Here is a 24,589-nt window from a genome sequence, read left to right on the forward strand (position 1 = left end):
CTACGCGAAAATTGAGAGGTCAGTCGTCGCGCTTGGAACCGATGAGGTTGGCCGCCACGATTGCTGCAAGAACGCCAGCCGTCAACAAGGGCTGAGCTCGGACAAGACCAATGCCGACCGCTGCAAGCGATTCCAATGCCTGCTTGCGTTCTTTGGCACGGCGCGCCTCCTGGGCGTTGATCACCATCATGATGACGAGAACGACGATCGCCACCAGCAGGGCTGCGGCTGCCAGGAACAGCGCTGCGCCGATCGGACCGTAGATGCCTGAGAGCCAGATGGCACCGGCGACGACCGCGAGCGTATAAGCGGTCAACAAGAGCACGCCGGCAATGGCAACGAAAATACCGTTGCGCTTCGTCCGCGCAACGGTCCGGTGAACACTCGTGCCTACCAATAGGCTGAGGAGCGGGAAGAGCATTTAGCCTCCTTAACGGCGGGCAAGAAGGGCGAGGACGAGCCCAAAGGCTGCTGCCGCCCCGACGGTGGCGATTGGGTGACGGCGCACGGTATTGCGCACTTCGTTGGCGCCGCGAAGGTAGCTTTCCTGCAATTCATGCATCAGGTCTTCGCTGCGAGAGAGAAGATCGTCGTAGCTGGCGGCTGCCTGATAGCGCATGCGATCGCTCGACTTTCGTGACTGCTTTCCGGCAATCTTCGTCAGTGCTGCGATCTCTTCACGAAGAGACTCGATCTGTTCTTCGATGGTGGATTCGATGTTGTGAAGCGTGCCGCCATTGCGCCGGCTACGAATGGGGTGGAGGAGCGAAGAGGCCACGATTTTCTCCATCGGTGAGGCGCGCTCTTAGCGGCCTGATTCAACACAGGGCCGCTGCCGAAGTTTGCATGAAGATTATCGCCCGGCAATGACCCACATCATCAATTGCTTAACGCGGTCACCCTGCAAAAGTTCCGCTACGCTGGATTGTATCCGGTTTGGATCGCACTGTGCGCAAGCACGAAGGGCGTACCGTCGGCCGGAACCTGATTGATCCGCAGGGCACAGCCGAAGACAGATTCCATTGTCTCGTCGGTCAGCACATCGCGGACGCTACCGCTTGCAGCCAGTTGGCCGGATTTCATGAGAATGATCCGGTCGGCGAAAAGCGCGGTCAGGTTGAGGTCGTGCATGACGGCGATGACGCCGCCACCGGCCTCGCAGAAATTGCGCGCCAGAGTCATGATCGTCAGCTGGTGGCTGATGTCGAGGCTGGATACCGGCTCGTCGAGCAGAAGCCAGCAGGGCTTGCCGTCGACGACCGGCTCGGCGATCTGGCAGAGCACGCGGGCGAGTTGAACGCGCTGCTGCTCGCCACCCGAAAGTTCCTGATAGAAGCGGCCTTCGAAGCCCCCCAGGTCGACGGAGGCCAGTGCATTCGCCGCGGTCTGCTCGGCTTTCTCAGGATTGCGATTGACGCCGGTGGTCAGGCCCATCCGCACCACTTCGCGCACCGTGAAGGGAAAAGAGATCGAGCTTGCCTGCGGCAGCACCGCCCGCATCGTCGCCAGCCGCCACGGCTGCAGCGCGTTCACTTCCTGACCATTGAGACGAATGGAGCCGGAGTAGGGGAGTTCGCCGGAGACCGCTTTCATCGTCGTTGTCTTGCCCGAGCCGTTCGGACCGGCAATCGCGGTCAACTGGCCTGCCTCGGCGGAGAAGCCGACCTGACTAACAATGGCCTTGCCGGAAAGGCGCACGGAAACGCCGGATACCTCAATCATTGCTCAATACTCAAAGGGCAAGGCGTGCGCGATGCCGCAACAGAATCCAAAGGAAGAAAGGGCCGCCGACGGCGGCCGTAATGATGCCGATCGGCAGTTCGGCCGGCGCGACGATCGTCCTGGCAAGAACATCGGCAAAAATCAGCAGCGAGCCGCCGAGAAGCGCCGAAGCTGGCAGCAGGAAGCGGTGATCGGGGCCGATCGACATGCGCAGAACATGCGGAACGACGATGCCGACGAAGCCGATGCCGCCGCTGACTGCGACCGAAGCACCCGTCGCCCCGGCGACGGTGACGATGGCGATGTTCTTCAGCCGCTGAACAGGGACGCCCATGTGAAAGGCTGTAGCCTCACCGAGAGTGATGGCATTCAGGCCAGGGGCCATGAAGGGTATCGCCGCAAAGGAGAGAAGAATGATCGGGCCGGCGGCGGCGATCTTTGCCCATGTCGCCCCGGCAAGCGATCCCATCCCCCAGAAGGTGAGGTCGCGGAGTTGCTGATCGTTGGCCATGTAGATCAGGAGGCCAGTGAGCGCGCCGGCCAGCGAGCCGAGCGCGATGCCGGCAAGCAGCATCGTGGCAACTGAGGTCTGGCCGTTCCCGGTTGCGATCCGGTAGAGCAGCCACGTGCTGGCAAGTCCGCCGCAGAAGGCTGCGATCGGCAGCGCGTAGATGCCGAGCAGCGTGTAAAGCGGCGCGGCAAAGGTGCTGGCGAGCACGATGATCACCACGGCACCGAGGCTCGCGCCGGAGGACACGCCGACGAGCCCGGGATCCGCAAGGGGATTGCGGAACAAGCCCTGCATGATGGCGCCCGAGACGGCAAGCGAGCCGCCCACCAGGAAACCCAGGATCGCGCGGGGCATTCGGATATCGAAGATGATGATCCGGTCTCTGGCGTTCAGCGCATCGTCCGAGCCGGCCATGTTGGCGATGACGTCGAGGAACGAGGCGTTGGAAGCACCCGTTGTCACTGAGAATAACAGGGACAGGACGGACCCGACGGCAAGCAGAACGATTGCCAGCAGCGCGAGGCGACTGCGATCACCCGCCCTTTGAAGCTCCCGCAGACCTGTCAGCGAAAACATGGAGCGCTTCTGTCCGATGGCGTCCTGCAGAGCCATTATCAGCTTCCGTAGATCGCTGCGTTCAACTCACGGACGGCGCTCGCGGTGCGCGGGCCGAACCCGAGCAGGTGGAGGCCGTCCATGCGAATGATTGCCTTGTTTTGCGCCGCGGGTGTCAGGGCCAGCGCGGGCTGCTTCAGAAGATCTTCATCCTTGGTGGCTGACCCGTCGCCGCGGTTCATCATCAAGATGACGTCAGGCTTGGCTTCCACGATCGCCTCGTCGGTTAGCGGCTTGTAGCCCGGGAAATTGCCGACGGCATTGACGGAACCGGACAGCTTGATGATGCCATCGGCTGCCGTGCCGGTTCCGGAGGCCATGATCTTTCCTCCTTGCATACTCAGAATGAAGAGGATGCGCTTCCGCTCGCCTTCGGGGCGCTTGGCGGCGTCGGCGATTGCCACGTCAAGATCCGCACCCACCTTTTCCTCTAGCGCCTTTGCCTTGTCGGGCTGGCCGAGGAGATCGCCGACCCGGTCGATCTTGGCGAGGATGCCTTCGCGGGTATAGGCGTTAGGCACGGTCTCGAAGGGGACGCTCGCGCTCTTGAGCACGTTCAGCGCTTCCGGTGGCCCGGATCCCTCGATGGCGATGATCGCCGTCGGGTTCATGGCGAGGATGCCCTCCGGCGATAGCGCGCGCATGTAGCCTACGTCGGGCAGCTTTGTTGCCGCTTCGGGATACAGGCTGGTCGTGTCGCGCGCGATCAACCGGTCCTGCTCACCGAGCGCGTAGATGATCTCGGTGACATCGCCGCCAACGGACACAAGGCGCGTCGTATTCAGTTTTTCAGCGGCCGGGGCATTCGAGACCGGAGCCAGCGACAGCCCAATAACCGTGGCTGAAAACGCCATCGCCCGAAGCCGCTTGCTGCGTGGTGCCTTACGCATCGTTATCCCCTTGCTCATGCCGCGACGCTGGTTCCTGCGGGCGGCAGGTTTTCCATGATTGAGCGCCAATCGTCGCGCTCATCGGTGCCTTCCTTGCGCTTGCCGAAGAACTGGATGATCATTTCGCCCTCGGCATTGTAGGCCTCGAGCGAGGTTACATGGCCGTCCTTTGTCGGCTTGCGTACCGCCCAGGTCTCGGCGATGTGATCCTGCCGAAGATGCAGGTGGAAGGTCGGGTCGAAGATATTGATCCACGGACCCATCGGCTGCACGTTGAAGATCGGGCCGGAATGGATCTGCACGATGCCGTTGTTTGCCACGAAGCACATGACCGGCAGACCGGCCTTGACCGAAGCGTGCATCATCTCCGCCGTTGCCGTGTTGTCGAGTTGCCACGCGTAGTCGTCGCCGACGGTGCGAACGGCGGCTCGGCGGCCGATCTTCAGCTTGCGCAGCATGCCGAAGAACTCGTGCGTGTCGGTGAGCTTTCTCCAGTGCTCCCGCAGTTCATCGCGGGTGACCTCGCCGCTCTCATCCATCGATGAGGGCGTCGGATCAGCGTTGAATTCTTGCGACTGATCGTCGAGCGTCAGATCCCCGACGATGGCGCGATAGGCTTCGACATTCGAGTCCGGGCGAAGATGGATCTTGTGAACCGCGTTGCCTGCCTTGTCGAAATACTGCAGGCTGAGTCGCTCCTGGTCGCCGTCCTTCTTGGAGACGGCAAAAGCATGCGCCCAGCGGTTTGGAAAAATGCGCAGGTCGATGTTTTCCCCGAGCACGATCGAGGCGTGCGGCCCGGCGGTGATGTTCTCGTAAACGCCGATCTTTTCGTGAACGGCGCTTTGGTTACGGGAAAGGGCCATGACTTCGCCGAGTTCAGCGACCCGCTCCAGGAGCTTCACGGCGCTGCCGTCGATGCGGGTTGCGGTGATGCCGACTTCGGCCGCAACGAGAGCAGCTTCCGAAATCTGAAGCTGTGCGGCGATATCGCGCTCGCGCATCTTCGGATTCTCCGCGCGAAATGCGCGTATGTCGGCAGGAGCCGGTTTCGTGGTTTCAGTCATGTCCTAGCCCTACTTGTTGAGAATGAGTTTGCCCTGACGGGTGATTTTCATGCGGTAGACCACGCCGTCGTGACGGATCATGATCTCGGTCGCTCCGCGAAAAATGTCCGCACTTTCCAGAACGCGCATTTCTGCCGTTGGTTCGCGCTGCGGCGACGCGTGACTAAAGCTATCTGGCTTCTCAACCATCATTTCGGTCGGCTATTTCCGCTCGATCCGCGGCGTCCAAACGCCCGGAAAATCCATAATTATCTTGACTTTCATAGTCATCATTTTTTAATGACGCAATAGCGGAGTTTAGAAGTCAAGTTTTAGAGTTTATTGATGGAAGGAATGGCAGTGAGCAAGGTTGCAGCGCTTTTGACGAGCGGTCTGATCGTGGTTGCGAGCGCATCGCAGGTTTTTGCTCAGGACGCTGCTGCAGCGTCGCCGGCCAAGGGCCTTGAGGTCGAGTTGAACGGTCTGGCGCCATCACAGAAGGGCTGCATGATGACCTTCGTTGCGCTCAACAATCTTGCCGCGCCAATCAGCAAAATCTCCTTCGAGCTTGCTTTCTTCAACGACAAGAACGCGGTCGACCGGGTTACCGTGCTGGACTTCCGCGATCTGCCGCAAGGCAAGAAGCGTGTGCGCCAGTTCGACATGCCGAACGTCAACTGCGAGAGCGTGACGCGCTTGCTGATCAACGACGCGCCAGTCTGCGACGGGCCGGCCTCGGGAGAGTGCATGAAGGGCCTTGTCACTCGTTCACAGGTTTCCGTTCCCTTCGAGGGTTGAGTGGTTCGCCGGCATGACAGCCGACGGTTTTCTGTTTCAACTGGCCGAGGCAGGCACAAATGGCAGTTTCAGCAAAATCCAAATCGAGAGTCATTCTTGTCGAGGAACCGGTCGCTGACGGCGGAATGAACGACAACAATCCCGGCATGCATCCCGGGCATGAATTGTCCGATCTTCGCAATGTGCCACGCCAGCCAGCCGCCGAAGCTTCCATACACTACGCGCGCCTGGCGTTGATCGAATCCTTCCCGCAGGCTCCGCAGAGTGCGAGCAGCACCGTCGCAACCGCGCCGTCGCTGGAGGCGAGCGCCGAAAGGGAAGAGAACGCGAAACCACCTCAGCGCAATGTGGTGATGGCTTGCCTCAGTTCCTTTGCCTGCCATGCGGCCGTCATCGCGATGCTGGTGGTCGGATTTGTGGTCACACCGCACGATCCGGTCGAAGAGGCCGGCGAAGTCGTGAGCGTCATTATCCTTGGCGATTCGGAAGCGGACCAAGCGGCGGCGGGCGAGAAGGCTGAGGAGCAGCAGCCCGAGCAGATCGTAGCCGAGACCGCGCAGACTCAGACGGTCCAGCCGACGGCGGCGACGCCGACGGAAACGGTGACCACCGAGCCGGTAACCGTTGCGCCTACACAAGAGGTTACGCGCGTTTCACCGGAGAACATCGTTGCCGCGGAACCGGAGGTTTTGACTTCGCTCTCATCGGCCGAGACGTCCTTCGTGCAGCCGATGGCGACCGAAGTGCCGCTCGAGGTGCCTGCGGAAACGCCTCCGGTTGCTCAAGCGGCGCCGGAAGAGATCAAGCCGGTTCAGCCGGTGGAAACGGCGGCGGTCGCTCCCGAGCCGGATAAACCAACACCGGAGCGCAAGCTGAAAGCGGAAAAGCCCGTCAAGAAGCCGATCGAGAAGAAGGAGCCGCCGAAGAAGGCTCAACCATCCGCAGGATCCGGCGGTGAAAACGAGCAGGATTCCAAGAGAGGGTCCGCCGACGGGACCGAGACGGCAACATCGAACCAGAATTCGCGTGGGGCTGGCAGCAGTGGCGGTGCGGGGAGCGCGGCCGTCGCCAATTATCCCGGCAAGGTACAATCCCGGATTCGTCGCTCGGTCAGGGTGCCGTCGGAGTACAAGCGCATGAGCACATCCATGAGCGTTCGCGTTCGCCTGACAATCGGCGCCAGCGGCGATCTGAGCGGTCTTTCGATCGCGCGCAGCTCCGGTATTCCGGAGCTGGATCAGGCTGTTGTCGAGGGCATCCGCCGCGCTGCTCCGTTCCCTCCGCTCCCTGTCGAGTGGGGCAAGCCGGTCTGGTCGTTCAGCCAGGACGTCCAGGTGACGGGCCATTGATAAAATATGACTTCTATAATCAACTTTATACTTTACTCTAAAAATCAAGTTTAATAAGGTCCCCCGGCACACGCAGGAATCGTGTGACGATCAACGAGCGAACGGGTGGGCAATGGCTCGAAAGACGAAGAAGGGTTCCAACCGCGAGATCCGCGTTAACGCTGATGCTCAGACGGTTCAGGAAACGTCGGGGCGGTCCAAACTTGATGGACGCAGTTTCCTGTATGTCGGCGGACGGGACTGCCAGGTGGCGCATCTTCGCCAGATCGCAAGCGATTTCGGGGCAGAGCTGATCCATCACGACGGCGGTTTGCGCGAGGCGGTCTCCCGCATCGACACCGTACTTCCCTCGGTCGACTGCGTCTTTTGCCCGATCGACTGTATCAGCCACGATGCCTGCCTGCGCGTGAAGACCGGCTGCAAGAAGTTCGGCAAGGCCTTCATCCCGCTTCGAAACGGCAGCAAGTCCAGTCTGGAACGTGCGTTGCAGACAATGAACGAACGAGACAATTCCCGATGAATGAAGAACGCCCCGGTGGGGTCATGATGATCGGCCTGCACAAGATCGCCGCCCAAAGAGGCGACGGCCTTGTGCCGGAGCTTTACGAACTGCTACTCCGGAATGCCGAGCGGCGCAGGGACTATCCCAACGTATCGGAGTTTCCCCTCTGGGAGGCACGGTTGCCTGGCCAACAGCCTGAAAAGCCGCTTGGTCTGGAGGCCGCAAACGGCAATAATGTTGTAGCCTTCGCGCCTTCGCGCGTCGCTGCGAAAAGCAAAGCGTAGGGATCACCCATGTATATTGCAATGAACCGCTTCAAGGTTGCGATTGGATCCGAGGCAGACTTCGAGAATGTATGGCGCGACCGCGATTCCAGCCTCTCGCAGGTTCCTGGCTTTGTTGAATTCCGGCTGCTGCGGGGCAAGACGAATGCGGAAGAGGACTACACGCTGTTTTCCTCGCACACGCTCTGGCAAAGCGAGGACGACTTCCTGAACTGGACGAAGTCCGAAAACTTCCGCGCCGCGCACCGCAACGCTGGTGAACGCAAGGCAATGTATAAGGGGCCTCCGGTTTTTGAAGGCTTCACCGTGGTTGCTGGCATCTGAAATGACCGAACAGGATCCGGATCGTGTCGAAGTCCTGCCGGTCTTGCCATCGCTTGATCTCGATGAAACGCTGGCCTTTTATCGCGACCAGCTCGGCTTCGACCGGATCATCCACCAATCTCCGGACTATCTGATCCTCCGCCGGAACGAGATGGAGTTGCATTTCTGGCTGGCGCGCGACCGGGCGTTATGCGAAGCGACGTCCGTCTATCTGCGTGGCCGTCGGATCGCTGCGCTCCATGCGGAGTATCAGGAGAAGCGGGTGGCGCGTCTGACCGCACTTGAGCGACGGCCGTGGGGCATGGAAGAGTTCTATATCCATGACCCGCATGGCAACCTGCTGCGGTTTGGGCGCATCCCCGTCAGCTGATCGATCAGCCTCGGCGAATGAAAGCGCCCACGGCGATCGCCAGCCAGCCGAACATCATGGCAAATCCGCCGGAGGGGGCCGCCAGCGGAAACAGGCCGGAGCCAGCGTAGCGCAAAACAACGAGATCCCCGGCAAACAGAAGCGTGCCGACCCCTATCAGTATGCCTGCAAGCCACGCCGTCTTAAGTTTTTCGGCGCCGATCGCGAGGGCGAACAGGGTGGGGGCGTGCGCCAGGCACATTGCCGAAGCCGAAGCGAGAAGATGCGCGTCGCCGCCGCCATGCGCTGCGGCCGCGGCCAGCGCCACGCCGGCAAAACCGAACAAGCCGGCAAGCAGATAAAACAGCGGCGCAATACGCGCGTTCAGCGTCATGGTCATCCGTGTTCCTTGTTCTGCATGTGATATGCGAGGCGTTCGATGGGGGGCAGGATGATCTCGCGCAGCTTCGGATTGGCGATGGTTTCCTTGAGCGCGCGACGGAAGCAATGAAGCCACTCGTCGCGTTCCACCGGACCGATCTCGGCAACGAAATGCCGGCTCCTGAGGCGTGGGTGACCGCGCTTGTCGGTGTAGAGCGGCGGGCCGCCGAAATATCCAGTCAGGTATTCGTAGAATTTCTCCTCGCTGCCTTCCAGCGTCGGCGGATGGACGGCGCGAACGTGCTGTGCCTCCGGCAGCGTATCCATCAGCTCATAGAAGCGGCGACACAGGGCGCGGACGGCCTCGTCGCCGCCAATCGCCTCATAAAGCGTAATGACATTTTCCGTCACGGTTCCATTCCTCGAAATCGGACTCTTAATGCACTGCGGGGAGCGGGACTGCAACCGCTTGGATCAGCACGCGGCAATTCGCCATCCGCACAGACAGTCGAATATGGGTTGGCTTGACAAAACCGTCTGGACGGTATCTTCTGTTGGCATGTCACTCGCTCATCATCGCCGCAAACAGCCCCTTGTCGTGCGCCAGCAGCTGCTGGACGTGGCCGCTCGCCTCACGATGGAGCAGGGCATGGCCGCACTGACACTGGATGCCGTATCCGGCGCATCAGGCGTCAGCAAGGGTGGGCTACTGCACCATTTCCCGACGAAGAACGCGTTGCTGGACGCCCTTTTCGAAAGTCTCCTGGATCGCTTCGACGCCGATATTGACGAGCGTATGCGCGAAGACCCTACCCCGCATGGCCGCTTCAGCCGGGCCTATCTGCATGCCGTAGCCGATCTTAGGGATAAGCCCGACGAGGCCGCCCATTGGGCTCAGGTCACCATGGCGCTGCTCGCCGAGCCAAGGCTTCGGCAGCGCTGGCGCGAGTGGGTGCAGGAGCGGACGGAGGAATATGTCGGCACGGATTCGTCCGTCGATGCGCAGATCGTTCGATTTGCTGCCGATGGGCTCTGGCTTGCCGACATGCTCGGCAGTCATGACAGCGGCGGCGACCGCCAGGCGCTCATCTCCCGTCTCGTCGAATTGACCAACAAGTAGGGTAGGTCCACCATGGCTCCAGCTGCCGTCTATGCGCTGCTCTTTGCTGCGATCGCGCTCGAGGTCATCGGCACGACGGCGCTGCAGTTGTCGCAGCAGTTCACCCGCGTAGGACCGACGCTCGTGGTGGTCGTCTGCTACGCGACAGCATTCTATTGCCTGTCTATGACCTTGAAGATCATCCCCGTCGGGATCGCCTATGCGATCTGGAGCGCGCTCGGCATCGTGCTGATATCCGGGGTCGGCCTCGTCTATTTCAAGCAGCGGCTGGATGCGCCGGCGATCATAGGGCTCGGGCTGATTATCACCGGCGTGCTGGTGGTCAACCTCTTCTCGAAGTCCATCTCGCATTGATCTTGCCCGAAGGCGGGCAGATGCGGGTAAATGTCCTGCGCCGCGGGTCCCCTATATGTCGTCGCGACATTTGACCTCATCCTGCGCGATCTTGCGAAACATGCGGTCCTTTCCATATTTCTTTGAGCTTTGGGCCGCTTGTTCCACGCATTGGACCACTCATGACCGACCGCACCACCGATTCAGGTCTTTCCGGCAAACCTACCCAGTCCAGGGACCAATCCCTTAACACTGTCGGCATCACGCCGATGGGTCGACCAAGCGCAATTACGCGCTTCTTCATGGGTATCGTCGCGTGGGCGGAAAAGCTGAACTTCAAATATGCCAGGCTCGGCAACCCGCCGGTCTATGATAACGCGACATTCCCTTGGGTCGCCGAGGTTGAGAAGGCGTGGCCGGAGATACGGTCCGAGCTGGACCGCGTGCTCATGCGGCAGAGTGAACTGCCGTCATTCCAGGACATCTCGACTGATGTGAAGACGATCTCAAGCGATAGTGGCTGGAAGACCTTCTTCCTTGTCGGGTTTGGCGTGAAGTCGGAACAGAATATCAGGGCATGCCCGCAAACCTGGGAGGCGGTGCAGAAGATCCCGGGATTGAAAACCGCCATGTTCTCGATCTTCGAGCCCGGAAAGCATCTGCCGGCTCATCGCGGACCTTACAATGGCGTGCTTCGCCTGCATCTCGGGATGATCGTACCGGAGCCTGCCGACAAGCTTGCCATCCGGGTCAAGGATCAGATCTGCCGTTGGCAGGAAGGAAAGGCGCTGATCTTCGACGACGCCTACGAGCATGAGGCGTGGAACCATACCGACGAGACGCGCGTGGTGCTCTTTATCGATTTCGTGAAGCCGTTGAAGTTCCCGGCGCGCTTTGTGAACTGGACGCTGATGAACCTTGCCGTTTTCACGCCCTTCATTCGTGAGGGGTTGGACAATCACAAGGCATGGGAAAAGAAGTTCTACGCGGAAGCGGAAGCCTTCAGAAACACGCCGCAGAACTAACCTTTCGCCTGCATCGCCGATCAATTGAGCCGTAGAATTGCGCAGGCTTTGCTGCGGTGCCAAGCTTCGTTCAATTGTTGTTGGCTGCCATCAATCGGCGCTGCGCGCTTATGGCCAGATACATCACGTAGTCTTCTGCGGCGTCCGCGAGATGAAGAGCAATTTCCTCTTCCCGCCATCCCGCCGCGACCGCGCGACGGACAACTTCGGTGATTGCCATATTGCAGACAGCTTCGCATTCCCGCGAGCGTCCCATATCGTCGGCGCTATATTTCGGAGTGCGGATGTTTGTCATGGCTGCGACGTGCCACAATCCCCTGCGTTTTCAAGGGGATGCTAATGGAGTGGTTAGCCGGTAAGGTTAAGTGCAGTGCGGTTGCGTCAAAAAGAAAAACGGCGGCTTCGCATGCGCTAATATGGCACTTCCGACGCTGCTAATATGTGCCGATTTCGCCAAGAATGCCGAATGAAGTTTGCTCCTCAGCGAGCGAGCCTAGCTCGCAAATGACATTTCCGTGTGAGCTACCTTGCCTAGCCTCCGGGCATGCAATGTCGGCGTCGCGGCAAATTATGATTGGTCGCCAGCAGTGTCGAACAGAAAGTCCCGCAATTGCTGGGCAAAAAAACGATCCGCTAACCACCATCGTCATGCGTCCAACAATATCATTGAATTCTAATCGATAGGATGTTATCTAATTTCCATGACAACGAATCAGACACAAACCTGGGCCGAGTTCGCACCATTGCTTATGATCTGCGGGCGCGGGTGGCGTCGCGCTTTGAACGCCATTCTGACCGAGCACAATCTATCCGATGCCAGCGCGGCGCCGTTGATTGCGCTGCTTCGGCATGGCGACCGGATCCCACAGGGTGTTCTGGCCGAACGGGTCGGTGTGGAAGGGCCGACGCTCGTGCGGGTTCTTGATAGTTTGGAAAATGACGGCTTGATCCGCCGGGTCCCCGATGAGGCGGACCGTCGCATCAAGCTGGTGCAACTCACCGGAGGAGGCACAGCGGTCGCCGAGCGCGCCGAAAGCTGTGCGGCGGAGCTGCGAGCACAGATCCTTGGCGACCTCGATCCTGAACAGGTTGGGGCCGCCCTGGAAGTCCTGCGCGCCATCGCGGCGAAAACCGCGGCCCTATCCGGAATACAGGAAAATGACGAGTAGCAAGAACGCGACCGATCCCAGTCTGGGAGACGTCGTTTTTTCCATCAAGACCTTCGCCGCCGCAATGCTGGCGCTTGGCCTTGCGCTTTGCTTCGACCTGCCAAACCCATACTGGGCGGTCGGCACGGTTTACATCGTGGCCCATCCGCTGTCCGGGGCGAGTACGTCGAAGGCGCTCTACCGACTGATTGGCACCGCACTCGGCGGTACGGTCACGGTGATCCTGATCCCCAACCTCGTCAATTCGCCTGAAATGCTGACGCTTGCGATTGCGCTGTGGATGGCCTTTTGCCTCGGCGTCAGTCTGCTCGACCGGACGCCACGGAGCTACAGCTTCATGCTGGCGGGCTACACGACCGCTCTCACCGGATTCCCGATCGTCGCAAATCCGGACACGGCCTTTACCTATGCAACTGCCCGCGTCGAGGAAATCGCGCTCGGCATCATCTGTGCGGCGGTTGTCAATCGTATCATCTTTCCCCGGCATGCAGGGCCGGTTCTGGCCGCGCGCATCAATGCCTGGCTGCGAGACGGCGCCGAGCTCGCCATTGGCACGCTGGAGGGCAGGGGACGCGATCCTTCGCTTCTGGCGGCAGCCCGACGGCTGGCTGCCGACGCAGTCGACCTCCACAGCTTTACCACTCACGTGGCCTACGACACTTCGGCACTGCGCGATATGGTCGGTCGCACCCGAATGCTGCAGCAGCGCATGGTTGCGATGCTGCCTGTCGTTTCAGGGTTGGCTGACGTGCTGCACGCGCTCGACAAGGCGACGGCGGGCAAATTCACACCCGCCATCACTGCACTCGTAACCGAAGTCAGCGCGTTGCTCGAAAACGGTGCGCCTCTTGCCGAGGATAAGCGCCAGCACCTCCTTGCCCTGATAGCGAAGGCTGAGGAGGAGGGACGCGAGCAACAGGAGTGGAATGGGCTTCTTGCTCACAACTTCACCGCACGCATCCGCGATCTGGTGCAGATCTGGGGCGACTGTCTCAGTCTGCGCGAGGATATCCAATCCGGATCGCATCACGATCTTCGTTGGCGCCGCTTCGGCACGTCGTTCGATCGCGCGCCGATCCACAAGGACTACGGCATGGCCGTTCACTCCGGCCTATCCGTGATGCTGGCGACGTTCATTGCCACAGCCCTCTGGATCTATACCGGCTGGCCGCAAGGCAGCGCCGCCGCGATGATGGCAGGCGTGCTCTGCTGCATCTTTTCATCGATGGACGATCCCGCGCCGATGATGATCAAGTTCGTCAATGTGGCGATCGTCACCGTGATCGCAGCGTTTGTTTTCGAGTTCGGCCTGATGCCGTTGATCCATACCTATGTCGAGCTTGCCGCAGCACTTGGATTGGTCCTGGTGCCAGCGGGGTTGTTGATGACCAAGCCATCGCTCGCTCTCTACGGCATGGGCTTCTGCGTGAACCTGCCGAACATGCTGACGCTGCAGGATCGCTTGAGCCTGGATCTCGCCTCCTTCCTCAATTCGAACGCGGCCATGATCATCGGCATGGTGATTGCCTGCGGGACGACCGTTCTTGTTCGTTCTGTCGGTGCAGAATGGACCGCCTACCGGCTGCTGCGCTCGGGCTGGACCGATATCGTCACTGCGGCGCGTCGCCCTGAGGACGTCGACTTCACGAAGTTGCTTTACCGGATGGTCGACCGGTTTGGCCTGGTTGCCCCGCGCCTGCCGATGATCCCGGCCGAGTCCGCCGTCGCTCAGACCGATATCCTGCGGGATTTGCGGAACGGCCTCAATACGCTGGAGCTCCAACGCCACAAGCAGCTTGTCTCGCGCGACAAGCGCGAGCCGATCGAGAACGTGCTGTCGGGCGTTGCGGCTTATTATCAGCAGAAGCAGAAGAGCCGGGATGCTCAACCCGACGGAAACCTACTGACGACACTGGACCAGTCGCTCGCAGCACTGATTGAGGCCGGCCGGTCGTCGGCGATCGAGGGCGCGCGCCGCTCGATGACAGCGCTCAGATACACTCTCTACCCGGATGCAGCCTCCCTCGCTCAGGCTGTCACGGGCGCGACAGCCGGAACTGCAAAGGAACATGCGGCATGAGGCCGGATATCGATATTTACGGGGTCTTTCTCCCAACGCTCGGCGCGATCGCATTCGCCGCTTACCTCCTCAACGCCATCCTGCGGAGTGCACTGGCGTATGTCGGCTTCTATCGTTTGGTCTGGCATCGACCGCTCTTCGACACGGCCATGTATTTCTGCCTGCTCGGCGCCATCGCGCTATCTTTGAATAAGGTGTCACTATGAAATCGCTTCTCGCTCATTCCGGTCGCTTCCTGGTTACCGGCGTCATGGTCGCTTTGGCGGGAGTGCTCGGCTGGCATTTGTGGGACTACTACATGGACGAACCATGGACCCGCGACGGCAAAGTTCGCGCTGACGTCGTACGCCTAGCCGCCGATGTCTCCGGGATCGTCAGTGAAGTCGATGCAAAGGACAATCAGACTGTTCGCAAGGGCGACGTGATCTTCCGCATCGATCAGGCGCGATTTACGCTCGCCTTGCGCCAGGCCGAAGCGCAGATGGAAAGCAGCAAGGCGGCACTCGACCTGGCGAGAAGCGACCTCGAGCTCTATCGCAAACTTGGCGAGAGCTCGGTGACACGGCAGAAGATCCAGCAGGCTGAGACCACAGTCCAGCAGGACGAGGCCGCCTACAACCAGGCCGTGATCAGCCGTGACACTGCTCAGCTCAATCTCGACCGTTCCGTGGTGCGGGCGCCGGTCAACGGCGTGCTCACCAACTTCTCCATGCAGCCGGGCAATTATGTTACTGCGGGCACCGCCGTTACCGCCCTGATCGACAGCGATTCCTACTACGTCGCCGGCTATTTCGAAGAAAACAAGCTGGACCGCATCAAGGTCGGCGATCCTGCGCTCGTCTATCTAATGGGCAGCAAAACGCCTCTTAAGGGGCATGTCGATGGCGTCGCGGGCGGCATAGAGGATCGCGAACGCAGCGATACCAGCGCGCAGCTCGCTAACGTAACTCCGACTTTCACTTGGGTGCGGCTGGCTCAGCGCGTCCCCGTACGCGTGGCGCTCGATGCGCTGCCCGACGACACGGCGCTTGTCGCCGGTCGCACTGCAAGCGTCACCATCGTTAATTGACCCGAGGCGGCTTCAAGAGCCGCCTTCGCAAAACTGTAAGTTCACCGGTCTGGGCGTCCCGCGATGACCGGATACGAAGCCATTCGGCTTGAGAAAAGCAAAATGACGCCCGGTTCTAGGAGACAGCCGTGGACGACCGCCACGTCATAGAAATCACCACCTGGCTGATGCAGAGCGGGCTCAAGGGCATGGCCGAAGCGGACCTGCTCGCCGGCTTCTGTGAACGGTGTGGTGCGAACGGACTGCCGGTCGAGCGTTCCGTTGCCGTCATGGACACTCTGCATCCGGTCTATGAACGCCGAGCTTTCCGCTGGGACAGCCGAGAGCCGATCGAGCGGGTGTCGGAATACGGCTTTTCCGGTGCCGGAGCGATCGCCGACAACTGGCTCCGCTCCGCATTCCATCATTTGGAGACGACGGGGTCCGTAGAGGTCCGCAGAAGCCTGAGCAATGGTGACGCGACCGATTTCTACCTGCTGGACGATCTGAAGGCTGCTGGTTTCACAGACTTCATCGCCATTGCGCATCGCTTCGGCGATGGTGGTACGATCGGAGACATCGACTGCTTCTTCTCCCACTTTGCCACGCGAGCGAAGGATGGATTCTCCGATCGTGACGTCGCGGTATTGCGCGATCTGCTTCCCTGCCTGGCGCTGGCCGTCAAATGCGTGACGATTAGCGGCGTTGCCGGCACGATTGCCAAGGTCTATCTGGGGCAGGATGCGGCCAACCAGGTACTGCACGGCAAGATCACCCGCGGTCAAAGCGACCGCATATCGGCCGCGCTGTGGTTTTCCGACCTTGCCAACTTCACGCACATCTCGGACACAGTCGATCCGGAAGAGATTATTCCGATGCTCAACGACTATGCGGATGCAGTGATCTCGTCGGTGCAGGCAGCGGGCGGCGAAGTGCTCAAGCTGATGGGCGACGGCACGTTGGCGATTTTCAAGGGCAGGCGGCCAAACGAGGCCTGTTCGGCGGCGCTGAATGCCCGGTCGCTGCTCGACCGGCGCCTACTCGACCTCAATGCGCAGCGCCGTATCGAGGGGAGACCGGTGACTGACGTCTATCTCGGGCTCCATCTCGGCGAGGTCTTTTACGGCAACATCGGCAGTGAAGATCGCCTCGACTTTACGGTCATCGGACCTGCCGTCAACGAGGTCAGCCGAATTGTCTCGCTCTGTCGGTCGCTGCAGAGCCGCTTGCTGATGTCGGCGAGTTTTGCGGCAATCGTTGCACCCTCACAAATGGACAGCCTGCATTCGATCGGCCAGCATGTCTTGCGCGGCGTCAATCGTGCTCAGGAACTGTTCACGCTGATGCCGCTCATGAACTGATCCCGGCCGCGTGACCAAACAGGCCCAACTTGCAGCACTCTTGTTGCGTTCCACGCGGTACGCAACGTAAATGCCAAGGTAACAAGGCTTGGCGGCCGCTATTAACGCGGGTCTGTTACCGTTGCGTACTTCCGCCACGCCACTGGCTCGCTAAGATCGTTCAAACGAAGCCGACTGAGGCCGGGGTGGTCTTCATGGGCAAGGAACACGACGGGGCAAGAACGCCTTCCGATGCCGAGCGGCGAGGGTTACACCGCTTGATGCTGAAGCTGCCCTCGGTCCGCGGGCGGCTTCAACTGATCGGGGAGAAGTCGGAATCTCTTGGCAGCCTCTGCGAGGCCTATGAGGATGCTAGCTCCACCCTCGACCGGCTGAGGAGCAGTGCCGGCGACATGAACCACGCGATGGTCCATGAGTATGAAATGGTCTGCGCAGAGATCGAGGCAGACGTGATCAAGTACTGTCGTGAGCGCGGAGGCGGCGGCCTAGAATAGGACCGACCAACTCGCACCAATGTCGGTCACGTTTTGGTTTTGTTAGCGTTTTGTGTTGCAACCCCTTGTTTTCTGCGAGGCAAGCCCATCTGTTCTACTTGGCATTGAGCATTGCGTAGCGGGGCGGCAATGAAGGCTAAGGAATACGAAGGCTGGGCTCATGACGTTTCATGCTCGGAAGCCAGCGCAGAACTGGAGCGTCTGCTCGCCGACGAGCGGTTCAGAGCCACCGAAAGAAGCCGCAGCATCCTTAAATATATCGCGGAACAGCAATTCAATGGGCGCGCCGAGGGCGTGAAGGCCTATTCTATTGCCATTGACGTGCTTGGCCGACAAAGCAATTTCGATCCGTCACTCGATCCCATCGTTCGCATTGAGCTCAGCCGATTGCGGTCCTCGCTCAGCCAGTATTACGAGGCTTTTGGCGAAGATGGCGGGGTCACGGTTCAATTGCCGAGGGGGCGCTATATTGCGATTTTCACGCGGTCCACCGATGCATCCCCAGGCATCGATGATCGAGAGCATCCCGCAACGACCTGGGGCGAACCCGTAAAGCTGGTTCCCCCGTTGCCCGTTTCAGCGGTTGCGCCGAATGTCCAAGCCGGCTCCTGGGCGACCTTGCGGCTCGCTTCAACCCTGGCGCTGCTGATGGTCGTGGTCGTAGGCACCGGTATCACCGTTTATGGCGCGCGCACCGTGACAACGGCCAAGCCTACAGTCACAGTCACGCTGACTGCGGTGGATGAAGGGTTGCGTGACGAGGCCGCTGTCACTCGCGATATGTTGCTGACCGCCCTTACCCAATTTCAGACTCTGACGGTTTCGCAAGCCGATCGGCGCGAAAGGCCGCTTGCCTCGGTGCTTCGCCCGGCCAGATCGAACGCCTACGCAATCGATATGAAATATTACGGTGATGGCGACGATCGCAGTATCTGGTGGCAGGTCGTCGACACGGCGACGGGCGATCTTCTCAAATCCGGTCTGGAGAGGGTCGATACCAGTGGCAGGACGGTTGCGTCGGTCCGGGAGGAATTGGTCGCGCAACTCTCGCGCCGCTTTGCTGCTACACGCGGGATCATCAACAATATCGAAGCACACGATATGGCTGAGGGCTCGCTTGGCAATGCATGCGTCCTTCAGGCCGAACACGAGTTGGACGACGGCCGGGCATCGGGTCTCGCACTTACGATCGATTGCCTGGAAAGAACGATTGCGGCAAACCGCTACGATGCCGACGCAACAGCAGCGCTGGCGATGCTGCTAGCGGCGGGGCAGGCGGAGATCACCGACAACAGCAAGCTTGCGCGTGCGCTCGAGCTTGCCAACCGGGCAGTCTCGTTGTCGCCGCTTTCGGACCGGGCGCACCTGGCGCTGATGTTGTCGCAATTCTACAGTGGAAGGATCGACGCGGCTATCGCCGCAGGCAACCGCGCACTCGCGCTCAATCCCAACAGCCCCGATGTAGCTGCAAAGCTTGGTCTTGCACTGTTCGCGCTGGGCTATTTTGATGCGGGCGTTTCTCTTGCGCGCGATGCCGGCAGATTAGTCGATGTCGTTCCGCGTGATGCGGTCCTGGTTCTCGCACTCGACGCTTACCGGCGAACAGATTGGTCGGAGGCTTCGCTGCTCGGCGAGCAGGCAAGTGACAGGAATTTCCTGATCAGCGTCTTGCGCGTTGCCGCACTCGGGCAACTCGGGTCGGATGAAGCGGCGCAGCGGCTTACAGAACTCCGGCAACTTACGCCGGATTTCGAGGCGACCTTCCGCGAGAGAATGGCGCAGCGACGCTATCAACCGCTGCTTTCCGCATCCATCGAAGAAGGCCTAACGAAAGCGGGCGCCCGCTTCACGGCGGAGGGGCTAGCGACTGCCTTTTAGCCGGCGCTGCAACGTGTAGCGAGTTCGCGCCGGCAGCGCAGCGAGTTCAGCGCGGGTATTTCGCAGCGTGTGACGGGCGGCAAGGGCCACGCATTTGCGCGCGGCTCGCCCGGAGCCGATATTGCATGTAGATTTACAGTCGTGGCTGGTATCGATCGCCGTCTAACTTTGGTCGGCTGCCCCTTTAGCAGTCGTTCGGCGTTTGGCTGGCTTGGCGGGCGCTTCGTCTGAGCCTCCTGAGAGCGCCTTGCGCAGGTTCTCCTCCTGATCCGGCGCCAACGAGGTTTTCAGTACGCGGCCACGCAGCCCCTGGAACTCTGCCAGGACTTTTTCCGGCTGCACCTTGCGTATGAGCACGAAGAGAGCGGAGGAGGAGTTCGGTATGGTTCCGCCAAGAGACTTGATGAATTCGTCGTTGATGCCATAGTCGGAAAGCGAACCGGAGATCGCGCCAGTGCCTGCACCGACGAGCCCGCCGATCGCAAAGCCTGCGAGCGGATTGAGGAACAGCAGACCAACCAGGGCGCCCCAGAGTGAGCCGGACAAGAGCCCCGATGTGGCCCCGATTGCTGCCAGGTTGAGGCTCTGCTTGAGATGGACCTTGCCGGCTTCATCTCTCACGACGACCACCGCATCCTCGAGGTCGACCAGATATTCCTTCTTCAGGTTGTGAAGTTTCAGCAACACCTTATCTGCTTCATCCATGGCATCGAAGCCGATCACAACGAGTTCCGACATTGTCCGTTCCTTTCGTTTGATAGCGGGGTACAGAGCGGTTGAGTGGCTGGAAAACGCCAGCCGGGAGGTTATTGATCAAACGCGTAAATCTTCTTCCAATCGGCTTTCATGTCGACGAGCAGCCAGTTGCGGCTCTCCGCCTCGTCGAGCGCCTTATCCAGCTTCCCGAAGTCCGATTTGCGATCATAGGCGTATTCGCGATCTGCGTCGGTATGATGAATGATCATTGCAAAGTGCGGTCCCTGGCCAGCCATTACCCAGCGCAGCATCTCGTAGTCACCGTCCGAATTGCCTGCGGCAAGGATCGGTCGCCTGCCTATGAATCTGTTGATGCCCACCGGCTTGCCGGGGCCATCGTCAACGAAGTCGACTTTCGGAAGGCGGTTTAGAACCGGGATGTCGCCGACGAGCGCGTATTGCGTCGTGATCGTGCTTCCGACGACTTGTTCAGGCGGAATGCCGTATGCTTTCTCGGTCATCGGGCGCATGAACTCGACGCCGCCACCCGAGACAATGAAGGTCTTGAAGCCATTGGCGCGCAGGTAATCCAGCAGCTCGCGCATGGGCAGAAATGTCATCTCGTTGTAAGGCTTGCCGGTCTTCGGGTGTCTCGCCGTGGCGAACCAGTCGATGACGATGTTGCGGAAATCGTCGGTCGTCAGACCGGCGTGGGTCTCCATCACAAGCTCGACGAGGCCTCGTTCGCCGCTCTTTGCGATACCCTTGAGATCACCGGCCAGAATCGATTTGAAGGGCTCCTTTTCCTTCCACTCGGGGTGCTGTGGAGCGAGCGTCTTAACCCGATCCAGTATGAAGCCAAGTTGGAAGTAGAACGGCTGCTCGGTCCAGAGCGTGCCGTCGTTGTCGAATACGGCGATGCGGTCCTCGGGCGCCACGTAGTCGGCGCCGCCTTGCGTTGTCACTTTCTTGACGAAGTCGACGATTGCCTGCTTCGATTTGCCATCGTTCCAGGAGGGAAGCTCCTGCGCGAATGCGCTCACCGGGAGCAGCAGGAAAAGCAGGAGGAAGCGCACAGACGGGGACATCGGACACTCCTGATCATGTTGCAACGCGTTTGATGCAGCGAAAGCCGACGTGGCTAGTGGACGTGTCTTCCGGCTCGGCGTGGCGCGCTGCCGGACGATAGCGCCGGCAGTAGTTCGGGGCGCAAAGATGCGAGCCGCCCTTCAATACTCGCCTCGGGATAAGAATGTTCGGCTGATTGGGATCGTAACTTGCCTCTTTTCCGCCGCCGCGCGGGTTCTCGGGGATGCAGCACGCCTTTGCCGCAGGCTGCGGATGTCGCGTCGACCAATAGTCCTGCGTCCACTCCCAGACATTGCCGATCATGTCATAGGCGCCGTAACCGTTTGGCGCAAACGACCGCACGGGTGTCGTCCGGTCCTTGCCGTCAGGCTTCGTGCTGTGGGTCGGGAAGGTGCCCTGCCAGGTGTTGGCCATGGCAACACCACCGGGCATAAGCTCGTCGCCCCAGGCAAATTCAGTGTCGTCAAGCCCACCACGTGCGGCCAGTTCCCACTCGGCCTCTGTCGGCAGATCCATTCCGGCCCATTCGGCATAGGCCTTTGCGTCGGAGTAGGCGACATGGACAACCGGGTGATCGAGCTTGCCGCGGAGGTCGCTGAGGCCGCCATAGGGTCGCCGCCAGTTGGCCCCGAACTTGAATTTCCACCACTGAGCGATATCTGCGCCACTCACCGATTTGGGCGGTGTGAAGACAAGAGATCCGGCCCGAAGCATGTTCGGCAGGGCGCCCGGATAGTCCTTCGGGTCGGGCGCCTTCTCGGCCAATGTTACGTGGCCGGTCGCCTTGACGAATTCCTGGAATTTGCGGTTCGTGACAGGCGTCGCCTCGATCCAGAAGCCATCGACGGCAACAGGATGAGCCGGGGCCTCTTCCGGATAATGGTCGTTGGACCCCATCACGAAGGTCCGGCCGGCTATCCAGACTAGGTCGCCATTGCCGTCGCCCTGACGTTGCGGCCGGTGTTCTGCGTCAAATGCCAGTGCCATCGTCGCCTCCGAAAGCCTGCCCTTAATATTCCGCGTCTTGCCTTACCCGTAAGTACGTTACGGTAACACGGCTTCCACAAAACGTTACATCAGGCGTAAATCTGCTGCTGTGGGCCATGAATTCAACTCGGCCAATGGATTTCCGCGCGTCGAAGGGGGCGGGTGTTGCAGTGTTGGGCCGATGCGGCTGCCCGCGCCGCCAATCGAGTGCATCTTCAGGTGGCTGCAGGGCCGTTCGGCAGCTTTTGTTGCCACCTGACCTGACTGGAGAGTTCGCCACCGGAAGGCTGTCGCCAGGGGCTTGGCCGTCCGGTGAATCGCTGGCGCGGCGGCTGCTTGAAAAGCAAAGCCGCCCGCCGCCGCTTTGCTATTTTCCTGACGCTGGGCTCTCCAGCGAGCGCATCAAGGCGTCGACCATCTGATCGATGCTGAAGCTCGCGGAACGCTGGCTTGGAGGATAGTCCTTGAACGTCTGCAAGAAGGGGGCGACTCGGTAGACGCCGTACTGGATGAGATAGGCATTCTTCGCCAGCCAGTCATAATACTGGTCAGAGACGACGTCGGCGCGCTCGAAGGGGTCCATGCGCAGATTGAAGACCTTCGGCGCACGCAAACAAGTGAAGGGGTTTGCCCATACGACGAAGCCGCCCGGCTCCCTCTGTTCACAGAACACGATCTTCCAATTGCCATAGCGATAAGCGACGACCTCTCCATCATCGTTGAAATAGTAGAAATCTTCGCGTCCGGACTTCGGCTGCTGTCCTGTCAGGTAAGGAAGCTGGTTGTAACCGTCGAGATGGACCTTGAACTGATTGCCGTTGATGCTTGCGCCATTGAGGAGCTGTTCCTTGATGCCAGGATCGCCGGCTGCGGCAAGCAAGGTCGGAAACCAGTCAAGTCCGGACATCATCTCATTGGACACCTCGCCCGCCTTGATGTGGCCGGGCCAACGAACCATCGCCGGAACGCGGAAGGCGCCTTCCCAGTTGGTATCCTTCTCGCTTCGGAAAGAGGTCGTCGCCGCATCTGGCCAAGACCACTGGTTCGGGCCGTTGTCCGTCGTGTAGACGACGATCGTATTGTCGGCGATCTTGAGATCGTCCAACGCCTTGAGGAGCTTCCCGACATCGCCGTCATGCTCGATCATGCCATCGGCATATTCGTTGCCGGGCATGCCGCTTTGCCCCTGCATCGAATCCCGAACATGGGTAAAAGCGTGCATGCGCGTGGTATTCATCCAGGTGAAGAAGGGCTTTCCTTCCTTGGCCTGACGCTGGATGAAATCGATCGCCGCAGCGGTCGTTTCATCGTCGATCGTTTCCATACGCTTGCGATTAAGAGCGCCAGTATCTTGGACCCGTCCGTCAGCGAACGAATGCAAGACGCCGCGCGGCGAATTCGCTTTCACGAACGCCTGGTCGTTCTTTGGATAATAGGGACGCTCAGGCTCTTCTTCTGCATTCAAGTGATAGAGGTTGCCGAAGAACTCGTCGAAGCCATGCTGCGTTGGCAGGAACTCGTCGCGATCGCCGAGGTGGTTCTTGCCGAACTGGCCGGTTGCATAGCCGAGTGGCTTCAGCGCCTGCGCGATGGTAATGTCACGCGCCTGCAAGCCGACCGTTGCTCCGGGAATGCCGACCTTGCAGAGACCCGTACGGAGGCAGACCTGGCCGGTAATGAATGTCGAGCGGCCGGCAGTGCAGCTGTTTTCGGCGTAATAGTCGGTGAACAGCATGCCTTCCTTGGCAATACGATCAATATTGGGCGTCTTGTATCCCACGACACCCATCGAATAGGCGCTGATGTTTGTCTGGCCGATGTCGTCACCGAAGATGACGAGTATATTCGGTTTGGTCGTATCTTGAGCCGGCGTCGCCTGTTGCGCATGGGCGATCCCATAGCTGAGGGATGTCGAGGCCAGCGCCAATGCCAAAGCTGCGCCGGCGTGCCGAAGCCGTTTTGAGAGAGATGCACTCATTGCGATCTCCCTTGTCCATGCAGGTGATTCAACATCTACGCTCTCCTGATTGTGGGTAGGCCAAACTCGGCCGTAGATTCCCACTGAAAAGCGTTGGTCGGTAAGTACGTTACGGTAACAAACGAGGGTCACGACGTAACAGCGCACAGAATGCCTGATTGCTACTCGGTCAACGGTTGCGGCTTGAGATCGCCTTGCAGGGTTTCGTCGACAGGGCGCTTCTTGGCCCGCATCGGCTGTTCAAGCACCGTGACCGGCGCGGCGACAGCCGTGGCTGCGACGTTGCCGATGGTCGTCACTGTTCCGCCGACGACAGCGGTGAGTCCCTGGCCGAGCGTGACGTTGGAATCCGTCAGCGTCTGACCGGTGACGATCCGCTGGCCAATCAGCTGGACGATTTCAGGACTTTCGGCGAACTTGCCGTGGTTCAGGCCTTCGCCTTTGACCTTGGTGAGATCGATGGCGGTAATGCCGGCGGCTTCGAGTTTCGAGCGATAGGGCTCAACGGTCGGATCGATCGCGCCCAAACGCGAGACCTTTCCCGTGATGAAACTTGAAAC

At 60.1% G+C, this 24,589-nt stretch carries 31 protein-coding genes; 16 read left to right on the plus strand and 15 right to left on the minus strand.

What is annotated here, in order from left to right; genetic code table 11:
* Positions 1-19 precede the first annotated feature (19 nt).
* From RHIBUN_RS0115095 to RHIBUN_RS0115125, 7 genes are all read right to left on the minus strand, one after another.
* Complete coding sequence (locus RHIBUN_RS0115095) at positions 20-421, minus strand: hypothetical protein (protein ID WP_025660159.1); 402 nt, start codon at positions 419-421, stop codon at positions 20-22.
* Between the two features lie 9 nt (positions 422-430).
* Positions 431-778, minus strand: coding sequence for a DUF883 family protein (locus tag RHIBUN_RS0115100; RefSeq protein WP_018116936.1), 348 nt, complete (start codon positions 776-778; stop codon positions 431-433).
* A 137-nt stretch (positions 779-915) separates the two neighbouring features.
* Positions 916-1,722, minus strand: a complete 807-nt coding sequence (locus RHIBUN_RS0115105; protein ID WP_025660160.1) for a heme ABC transporter ATP-binding protein — start codon at positions 1,720-1,722, stop codon at positions 916-918.
* A gap of 10 nt (positions 1,723-1,732) precedes the next feature.
* Positions 1,733-2,845 carry an iron ABC transporter permease gene (locus RHIBUN_RS0115110; protein WP_018858255.1) on the minus strand — a complete coding sequence of 371 codons (1,113 nt, stop codon included), beginning with the start codon at positions 2,843-2,845 and terminating at the stop codon, positions 1,733-1,735.
* A 2-nt stretch (positions 2,846-2,847) separates the two neighbouring features.
* Positions 2,848-3,738 (minus strand): hemin ABC transporter substrate-binding protein, encoded by an 891-nt coding sequence (locus tag RHIBUN_RS0115115; RefSeq protein WP_245271673.1) that lies wholly within the window; start codon positions 3,736-3,738, stop codon positions 2,848-2,850.
* Between the two features lie 14 nt (positions 3,739-3,752).
* Positions 3,753-4,805: a hemin-degrading factor gene (locus tag RHIBUN_RS0115120; RefSeq protein WP_025660162.1), complete on the minus strand. Its 1,053-nt coding sequence runs from the start codon at positions 4,803-4,805 to the stop codon at positions 3,753-3,755.
* A gap of 9 nt (positions 4,806-4,814) precedes the next feature.
* Positions 4,815-4,997, minus strand: coding sequence for a hemin uptake protein HemP (locus RHIBUN_RS0115125; protein ID WP_018116941.1), 183 nt, complete (start codon positions 4,995-4,997; stop codon positions 4,815-4,817).
* A gap of 141 nt (positions 4,998-5,138) precedes the next feature.
* Between RHIBUN_RS0115125 and RHIBUN_RS0115130 the strand changes: the two genes are divergently transcribed.
* From RHIBUN_RS0115130 to RHIBUN_RS0115155, 6 genes are all read left to right on the plus strand, one after another.
* Complete coding sequence (locus RHIBUN_RS0115130; RefSeq protein WP_025660163.1) at positions 5,139-5,582, plus strand: hypothetical protein; 444 nt, start codon at positions 5,139-5,141, stop codon at positions 5,580-5,582.
* Between the two features lie 59 nt (positions 5,583-5,641).
* A complete protein-coding gene (locus RHIBUN_RS0115135; RefSeq protein WP_025660164.1) occupies positions 5,642-6,931 on the plus strand; it encodes an energy transducer TonB in 1,290 nt (429 codons plus the stop codon).
* Between the two features lie 112 nt (positions 6,932-7,043).
* The gene (locus RHIBUN_RS0115140; RefSeq protein WP_018116944.1) at positions 7,044-7,451 is read left to right on the plus strand and encodes a DUF2325 domain-containing protein; all 408 of its coding nucleotides are present in this window, start codon (positions 7,044-7,046) and stop codon (positions 7,449-7,451) included.
* Positions 7,448-7,717 carry a hypothetical protein gene (locus RHIBUN_RS0115145; RefSeq protein WP_025660165.1) on the plus strand — a complete coding sequence of 90 codons (270 nt, stop codon included), beginning with the start codon at positions 7,448-7,450 and terminating at the stop codon, positions 7,715-7,717. The genes RHIBUN_RS0115140 and RHIBUN_RS0115145 overlap by 4 nt, the downstream gene beginning before the upstream one ends.
* A gap of 9 nt (positions 7,718-7,726) precedes the next feature.
* Positions 7,727-8,041, plus strand: a complete 315-nt coding sequence (locus RHIBUN_RS0115150; RefSeq protein ID WP_025660166.1) for an antibiotic biosynthesis monooxygenase — start codon at positions 7,727-7,729, stop codon at positions 8,039-8,041.
* A gap of 1 nt (position 8,042) precedes the next feature.
* Positions 8,043-8,411: a VOC family protein gene (locus tag RHIBUN_RS0115155; RefSeq protein WP_018858262.1), complete on the plus strand. Its 369-nt coding sequence runs from the start codon at positions 8,043-8,045 to the stop codon at positions 8,409-8,411.
* Positions 8,412-8,415: 4 nt separating this feature from the next.
* On the opposite strand, the gene RHIBUN_RS0115160 is transcribed toward RHIBUN_RS0115155, so the two are convergent.
* Positions 8,416-8,784, minus strand: a complete 369-nt coding sequence (locus tag RHIBUN_RS0115160) for a DUF423 domain-containing protein (RefSeq protein WP_025660167.1) — start codon at positions 8,782-8,784, stop codon at positions 8,416-8,418.
* A gap of 2 nt (positions 8,785-8,786) precedes the next feature.
* Positions 8,787-9,182: a group II truncated hemoglobin gene (locus tag RHIBUN_RS0115165; protein ID WP_025660168.1), complete on the minus strand. Its 396-nt coding sequence runs from the start codon at positions 9,180-9,182 to the stop codon at positions 8,787-8,789.
* 148 nt (positions 9,183-9,330) lie between these two features.
* Between RHIBUN_RS0115165 and RHIBUN_RS0115170 the strand changes: the two genes are divergently transcribed.
* From RHIBUN_RS0115170 to RHIBUN_RS35365, 3 genes are all read left to right on the plus strand, one after another.
* Positions 9,331-9,891, plus strand: a complete 561-nt coding sequence (locus RHIBUN_RS0115170) for a TetR/AcrR family transcriptional regulator (RefSeq protein WP_018116950.1) — start codon at positions 9,331-9,333, stop codon at positions 9,889-9,891.
* 12 nt (positions 9,892-9,903) lie between these two features.
* Entirely contained in the window at positions 9,904-10,245 is a 342-nt protein-coding gene (locus RHIBUN_RS0115175) for an SMR family transporter (RefSeq protein ID WP_025660169.1), read from the plus strand.
* Between the two features lie 161 nt (positions 10,246-10,406).
* Positions 10,407-11,249 carry an aspartyl/asparaginyl beta-hydroxylase domain-containing protein gene (locus RHIBUN_RS35365; RefSeq protein WP_025660170.1) on the plus strand — a complete coding sequence of 281 codons (843 nt, stop codon included), beginning with the start codon at positions 10,407-10,409 and terminating at the stop codon, positions 11,247-11,249.
* A gap of 70 nt (positions 11,250-11,319) precedes the next feature.
* Here the strand turns inward: RHIBUN_RS35365 and RHIBUN_RS0115185 are convergent, their stop codons facing one another.
* Positions 11,320-11,544: a hypothetical protein gene (locus RHIBUN_RS0115185; RefSeq protein ID WP_025660171.1), complete on the minus strand. Its 225-nt coding sequence runs from the start codon at positions 11,542-11,544 to the stop codon at positions 11,320-11,322.
* Between the two features lie 406 nt (positions 11,545-11,950).
* On the opposite strand from RHIBUN_RS0115185, the gene RHIBUN_RS0115190 reads away from it, so the two are divergent.
* The 7 genes from RHIBUN_RS0115190 to RHIBUN_RS0115220 all read left to right on the plus strand — a co-directional run bounded on the left by RHIBUN_RS0115190 (position 11,951) and on the right by RHIBUN_RS0115220 (position 19,279).
* Positions 11,951-12,418, plus strand: coding sequence for a MarR family transcriptional regulator (locus RHIBUN_RS0115190; RefSeq protein ID WP_018116954.1), 468 nt, complete (start codon positions 11,951-11,953; stop codon positions 12,416-12,418).
* Positions 12,408-14,498 carry an FUSC family protein gene (locus tag RHIBUN_RS0115195; protein WP_025660172.1) on the plus strand — a complete coding sequence of 697 codons (2,091 nt, stop codon included), beginning with the start codon at positions 12,408-12,410 and terminating at the stop codon, positions 14,496-14,498. Before RHIBUN_RS0115190 ends, RHIBUN_RS0115195 begins: the two co-directional genes overlap by 11 nt.
* The gene (locus RHIBUN_RS0115200; protein ID WP_018116956.1) at positions 14,495-14,704 is read left to right on the plus strand and encodes a DUF1656 domain-containing protein; all 210 of its coding nucleotides are present in this window, start codon (positions 14,495-14,497) and stop codon (positions 14,702-14,704) included. Before RHIBUN_RS0115195 ends, RHIBUN_RS0115200 begins: the two co-directional genes overlap by 4 nt.
* Complete coding sequence (locus tag RHIBUN_RS0115205; protein ID WP_025660173.1) at positions 14,701-15,567, plus strand: HlyD family secretion protein; 867 nt, start codon at positions 14,701-14,703, stop codon at positions 15,565-15,567. Before RHIBUN_RS0115200 ends, RHIBUN_RS0115205 begins: the two co-directional genes overlap by 4 nt.
* 128 nt (positions 15,568-15,695) lie before the next feature.
* Positions 15,696-16,907, plus strand: a complete 1,212-nt coding sequence (locus RHIBUN_RS0115210; protein WP_025660174.1) for an adenylate/guanylate cyclase domain-containing protein — start codon at positions 15,696-15,698, stop codon at positions 16,905-16,907.
* 185 nt (positions 16,908-17,092) lie between these two features.
* Positions 17,093-17,401: a hypothetical protein gene (locus tag RHIBUN_RS0115215; protein WP_037216317.1), complete on the plus strand. Its 309-nt coding sequence runs from the start codon at positions 17,093-17,095 to the stop codon at positions 17,399-17,401.
* A gap of 129 nt (positions 17,402-17,530) precedes the next feature.
* On the plus strand, positions 17,531-19,279 hold the full coding sequence (locus tag RHIBUN_RS0115220; protein WP_025660176.1) for a tetratricopeptide repeat protein: 1,749 nt from the start codon (positions 17,531-17,533) through the stop codon (positions 19,277-19,279).
* Positions 19,280-19,441: 162 nt separating this feature from the next.
* On the opposite strand, the gene RHIBUN_RS0115225 is transcribed toward RHIBUN_RS0115220, so the two are convergent.
* The 5 genes from RHIBUN_RS0115225 to RHIBUN_RS0115245 form a co-directional block, all read right to left on the minus strand.
* A complete protein-coding gene (locus RHIBUN_RS0115225; protein ID WP_025660177.1) occupies positions 19,442-20,017 on the minus strand; it encodes a DUF1269 domain-containing protein in 576 nt (191 codons plus the stop codon).
* A gap of 68 nt (positions 20,018-20,085) precedes the next feature.
* The gene (locus RHIBUN_RS0115230; protein WP_025660178.1) at positions 20,086-21,063 is read right to left on the minus strand and encodes an HAD family hydrolase; all 978 of its coding nucleotides are present in this window, start codon (positions 21,061-21,063) and stop codon (positions 20,086-20,088) included.
* A 13-nt stretch (positions 21,064-21,076) separates the two neighbouring features.
* Entirely contained in the window at positions 21,077-22,051 is a 975-nt protein-coding gene (locus RHIBUN_RS0115235) for a formylglycine-generating enzyme family protein (RefSeq protein WP_025660179.1), read from the minus strand.
* Positions 22,052-22,418: 367 nt separating this feature from the next.
* Positions 22,419-24,029, minus strand: a complete 1,611-nt coding sequence (locus RHIBUN_RS0115240; RefSeq protein ID WP_018116964.1) for an arylsulfatase — start codon at positions 24,027-24,029, stop codon at positions 22,419-22,421.
* A 161-nt stretch (positions 24,030-24,190) separates the two neighbouring features.
* A partial coding sequence (locus RHIBUN_RS0115245; RefSeq protein WP_025660180.1) for an alpha/beta hydrolase occupies positions 24,191-24,589 on the minus strand: 399 nt, incomplete at its 5' end.

The organism is Rhizobium sp. IBUN (assembly GCF_000510625.1).
Classification (GTDB): domain Bacteria; phylum Pseudomonadota; class Alphaproteobacteria; order Rhizobiales; family Rhizobiaceae; genus Rhizobium; species Rhizobium altiplani.

Coding starts and splice junctions, on each gene's coding strand:
- RHIBUN_RS0115095 (WP_025660159.1), bottom strand. CDS start 421: ATGCTCTTCCCGCTCCTCAGCCTATTGGTAGGCACGAGTGTTCACCGG.
- RHIBUN_RS0115105 (WP_025660160.1), bottom strand. CDS start 1,722: ATGATTGAGGTATCCGGCGTTTCCGTGCGCCTTTCCGGCAAGGCCATT.
- RHIBUN_RS0115110 (WP_018858255.1), bottom strand. CDS start 2,845: ATGGCTCTGCAGGACGCCATCGGACAGAAGCGCTCCATGTTTTCGCTG.
- RHIBUN_RS0115115 (WP_245271673.1), bottom strand. CDS start 3,738: ATGCGTAAGGCACCACGCAGCAAGCGGCTTCGGGCGATGGCGTTTTCA.
- RHIBUN_RS0115120 (WP_025660162.1), bottom strand. CDS start 4,805: ATGACTGAAACCACGAAACCGGCTCCTGCCGACATACGCGCATTTCGC.
- RHIBUN_RS0115125 (WP_018116941.1), bottom strand. CDS start 4,997: ATGATGGTTGAGAAGCCAGATAGCTTTAGTCACGCGTCGCCGCAGCGC.
- RHIBUN_RS0115130 (WP_025660163.1), top strand. CDS start 5,139: ATGGCAGTGAGCAAGGTTGCAGCGCTTTTGACGAGCGGTCTGATCGTG.
- RHIBUN_RS0115135 (WP_025660164.1), top strand. CDS start 5,642: ATGGCAGTTTCAGCAAAATCCAAATCGAGAGTCATTCTTGTCGAGGAA.
- RHIBUN_RS0115140 (WP_018116944.1), top strand. CDS start 7,044: ATGGCTCGAAAGACGAAGAAGGGTTCCAACCGCGAGATCCGCGTTAAC.
- RHIBUN_RS0115145 (WP_025660165.1), top strand. CDS start 7,448: ATGAATGAAGAACGCCCCGGTGGGGTCATGATGATCGGCCTGCACAAG.
- RHIBUN_RS0115150 (WP_025660166.1), top strand. CDS start 7,727: ATGTATATTGCAATGAACCGCTTCAAGGTTGCGATTGGATCCGAGGCA.
- RHIBUN_RS0115155 (WP_018858262.1), top strand. CDS start 8,043: ATGACCGAACAGGATCCGGATCGTGTCGAAGTCCTGCCGGTCTTGCCA.
- RHIBUN_RS0115160 (WP_025660167.1), bottom strand. CDS start 8,784: ATGACGCTGAACGCGCGTATTGCGCCGCTGTTTTATCTGCTTGCCGGC.
- RHIBUN_RS0115170 (WP_018116950.1), top strand. CDS start 9,331: ATGTCACTCGCTCATCATCGCCGCAAACAGCCCCTTGTCGTGCGCCAG.
- RHIBUN_RS0115175 (WP_025660169.1), top strand. CDS start 9,904: ATGGCTCCAGCTGCCGTCTATGCGCTGCTCTTTGCTGCGATCGCGCTC.
- RHIBUN_RS35365 (WP_025660170.1), top strand. CDS start 10,407: ATGACCGACCGCACCACCGATTCAGGTCTTTCCGGCAAACCTACCCAG.
- RHIBUN_RS0115185 (WP_025660171.1), bottom strand. CDS start 11,544: ATGACAAACATCCGCACTCCGAAATATAGCGCCGACGATATGGGACGC.
- RHIBUN_RS0115190 (WP_018116954.1), top strand. CDS start 11,951: ATGACAACGAATCAGACACAAACCTGGGCCGAGTTCGCACCATTGCTT.
- RHIBUN_RS0115195 (WP_025660172.1), top strand. CDS start 12,408: ATGACGAGTAGCAAGAACGCGACCGATCCCAGTCTGGGAGACGTCGTT.
- RHIBUN_RS0115200 (WP_018116956.1), top strand. CDS start 14,495: ATGAGGCCGGATATCGATATTTACGGGGTCTTTCTCCCAACGCTCGGC.
- RHIBUN_RS0115205 (WP_025660173.1), top strand. CDS start 14,701: ATGAAATCGCTTCTCGCTCATTCCGGTCGCTTCCTGGTTACCGGCGTC.
- RHIBUN_RS0115220 (WP_025660176.1), top strand. CDS start 17,531: ATGAAGGCTAAGGAATACGAAGGCTGGGCTCATGACGTTTCATGCTCG.
- RHIBUN_RS0115225 (WP_025660177.1), bottom strand. CDS start 20,017: ATGTCGGAACTCGTTGTGATCGGCTTCGATGCCATGGATGAAGCAGAT.
- RHIBUN_RS0115230 (WP_025660178.1), bottom strand. CDS start 21,063: ATGTCCCCGTCTGTGCGCTTCCTCCTGCTTTTCCTGCTGCTCCCGGTG.
- RHIBUN_RS0115235 (WP_025660179.1), bottom strand. CDS start 22,051: ATGGCACTGGCATTTGACGCAGAACACCGGCCGCAACGTCAGGGCGAC.
- RHIBUN_RS0115240 (WP_018116964.1), bottom strand. CDS start 24,029: ATGAGTGCATCTCTCTCAAAACGGCTTCGGCACGCCGGCGCAGCTTTG.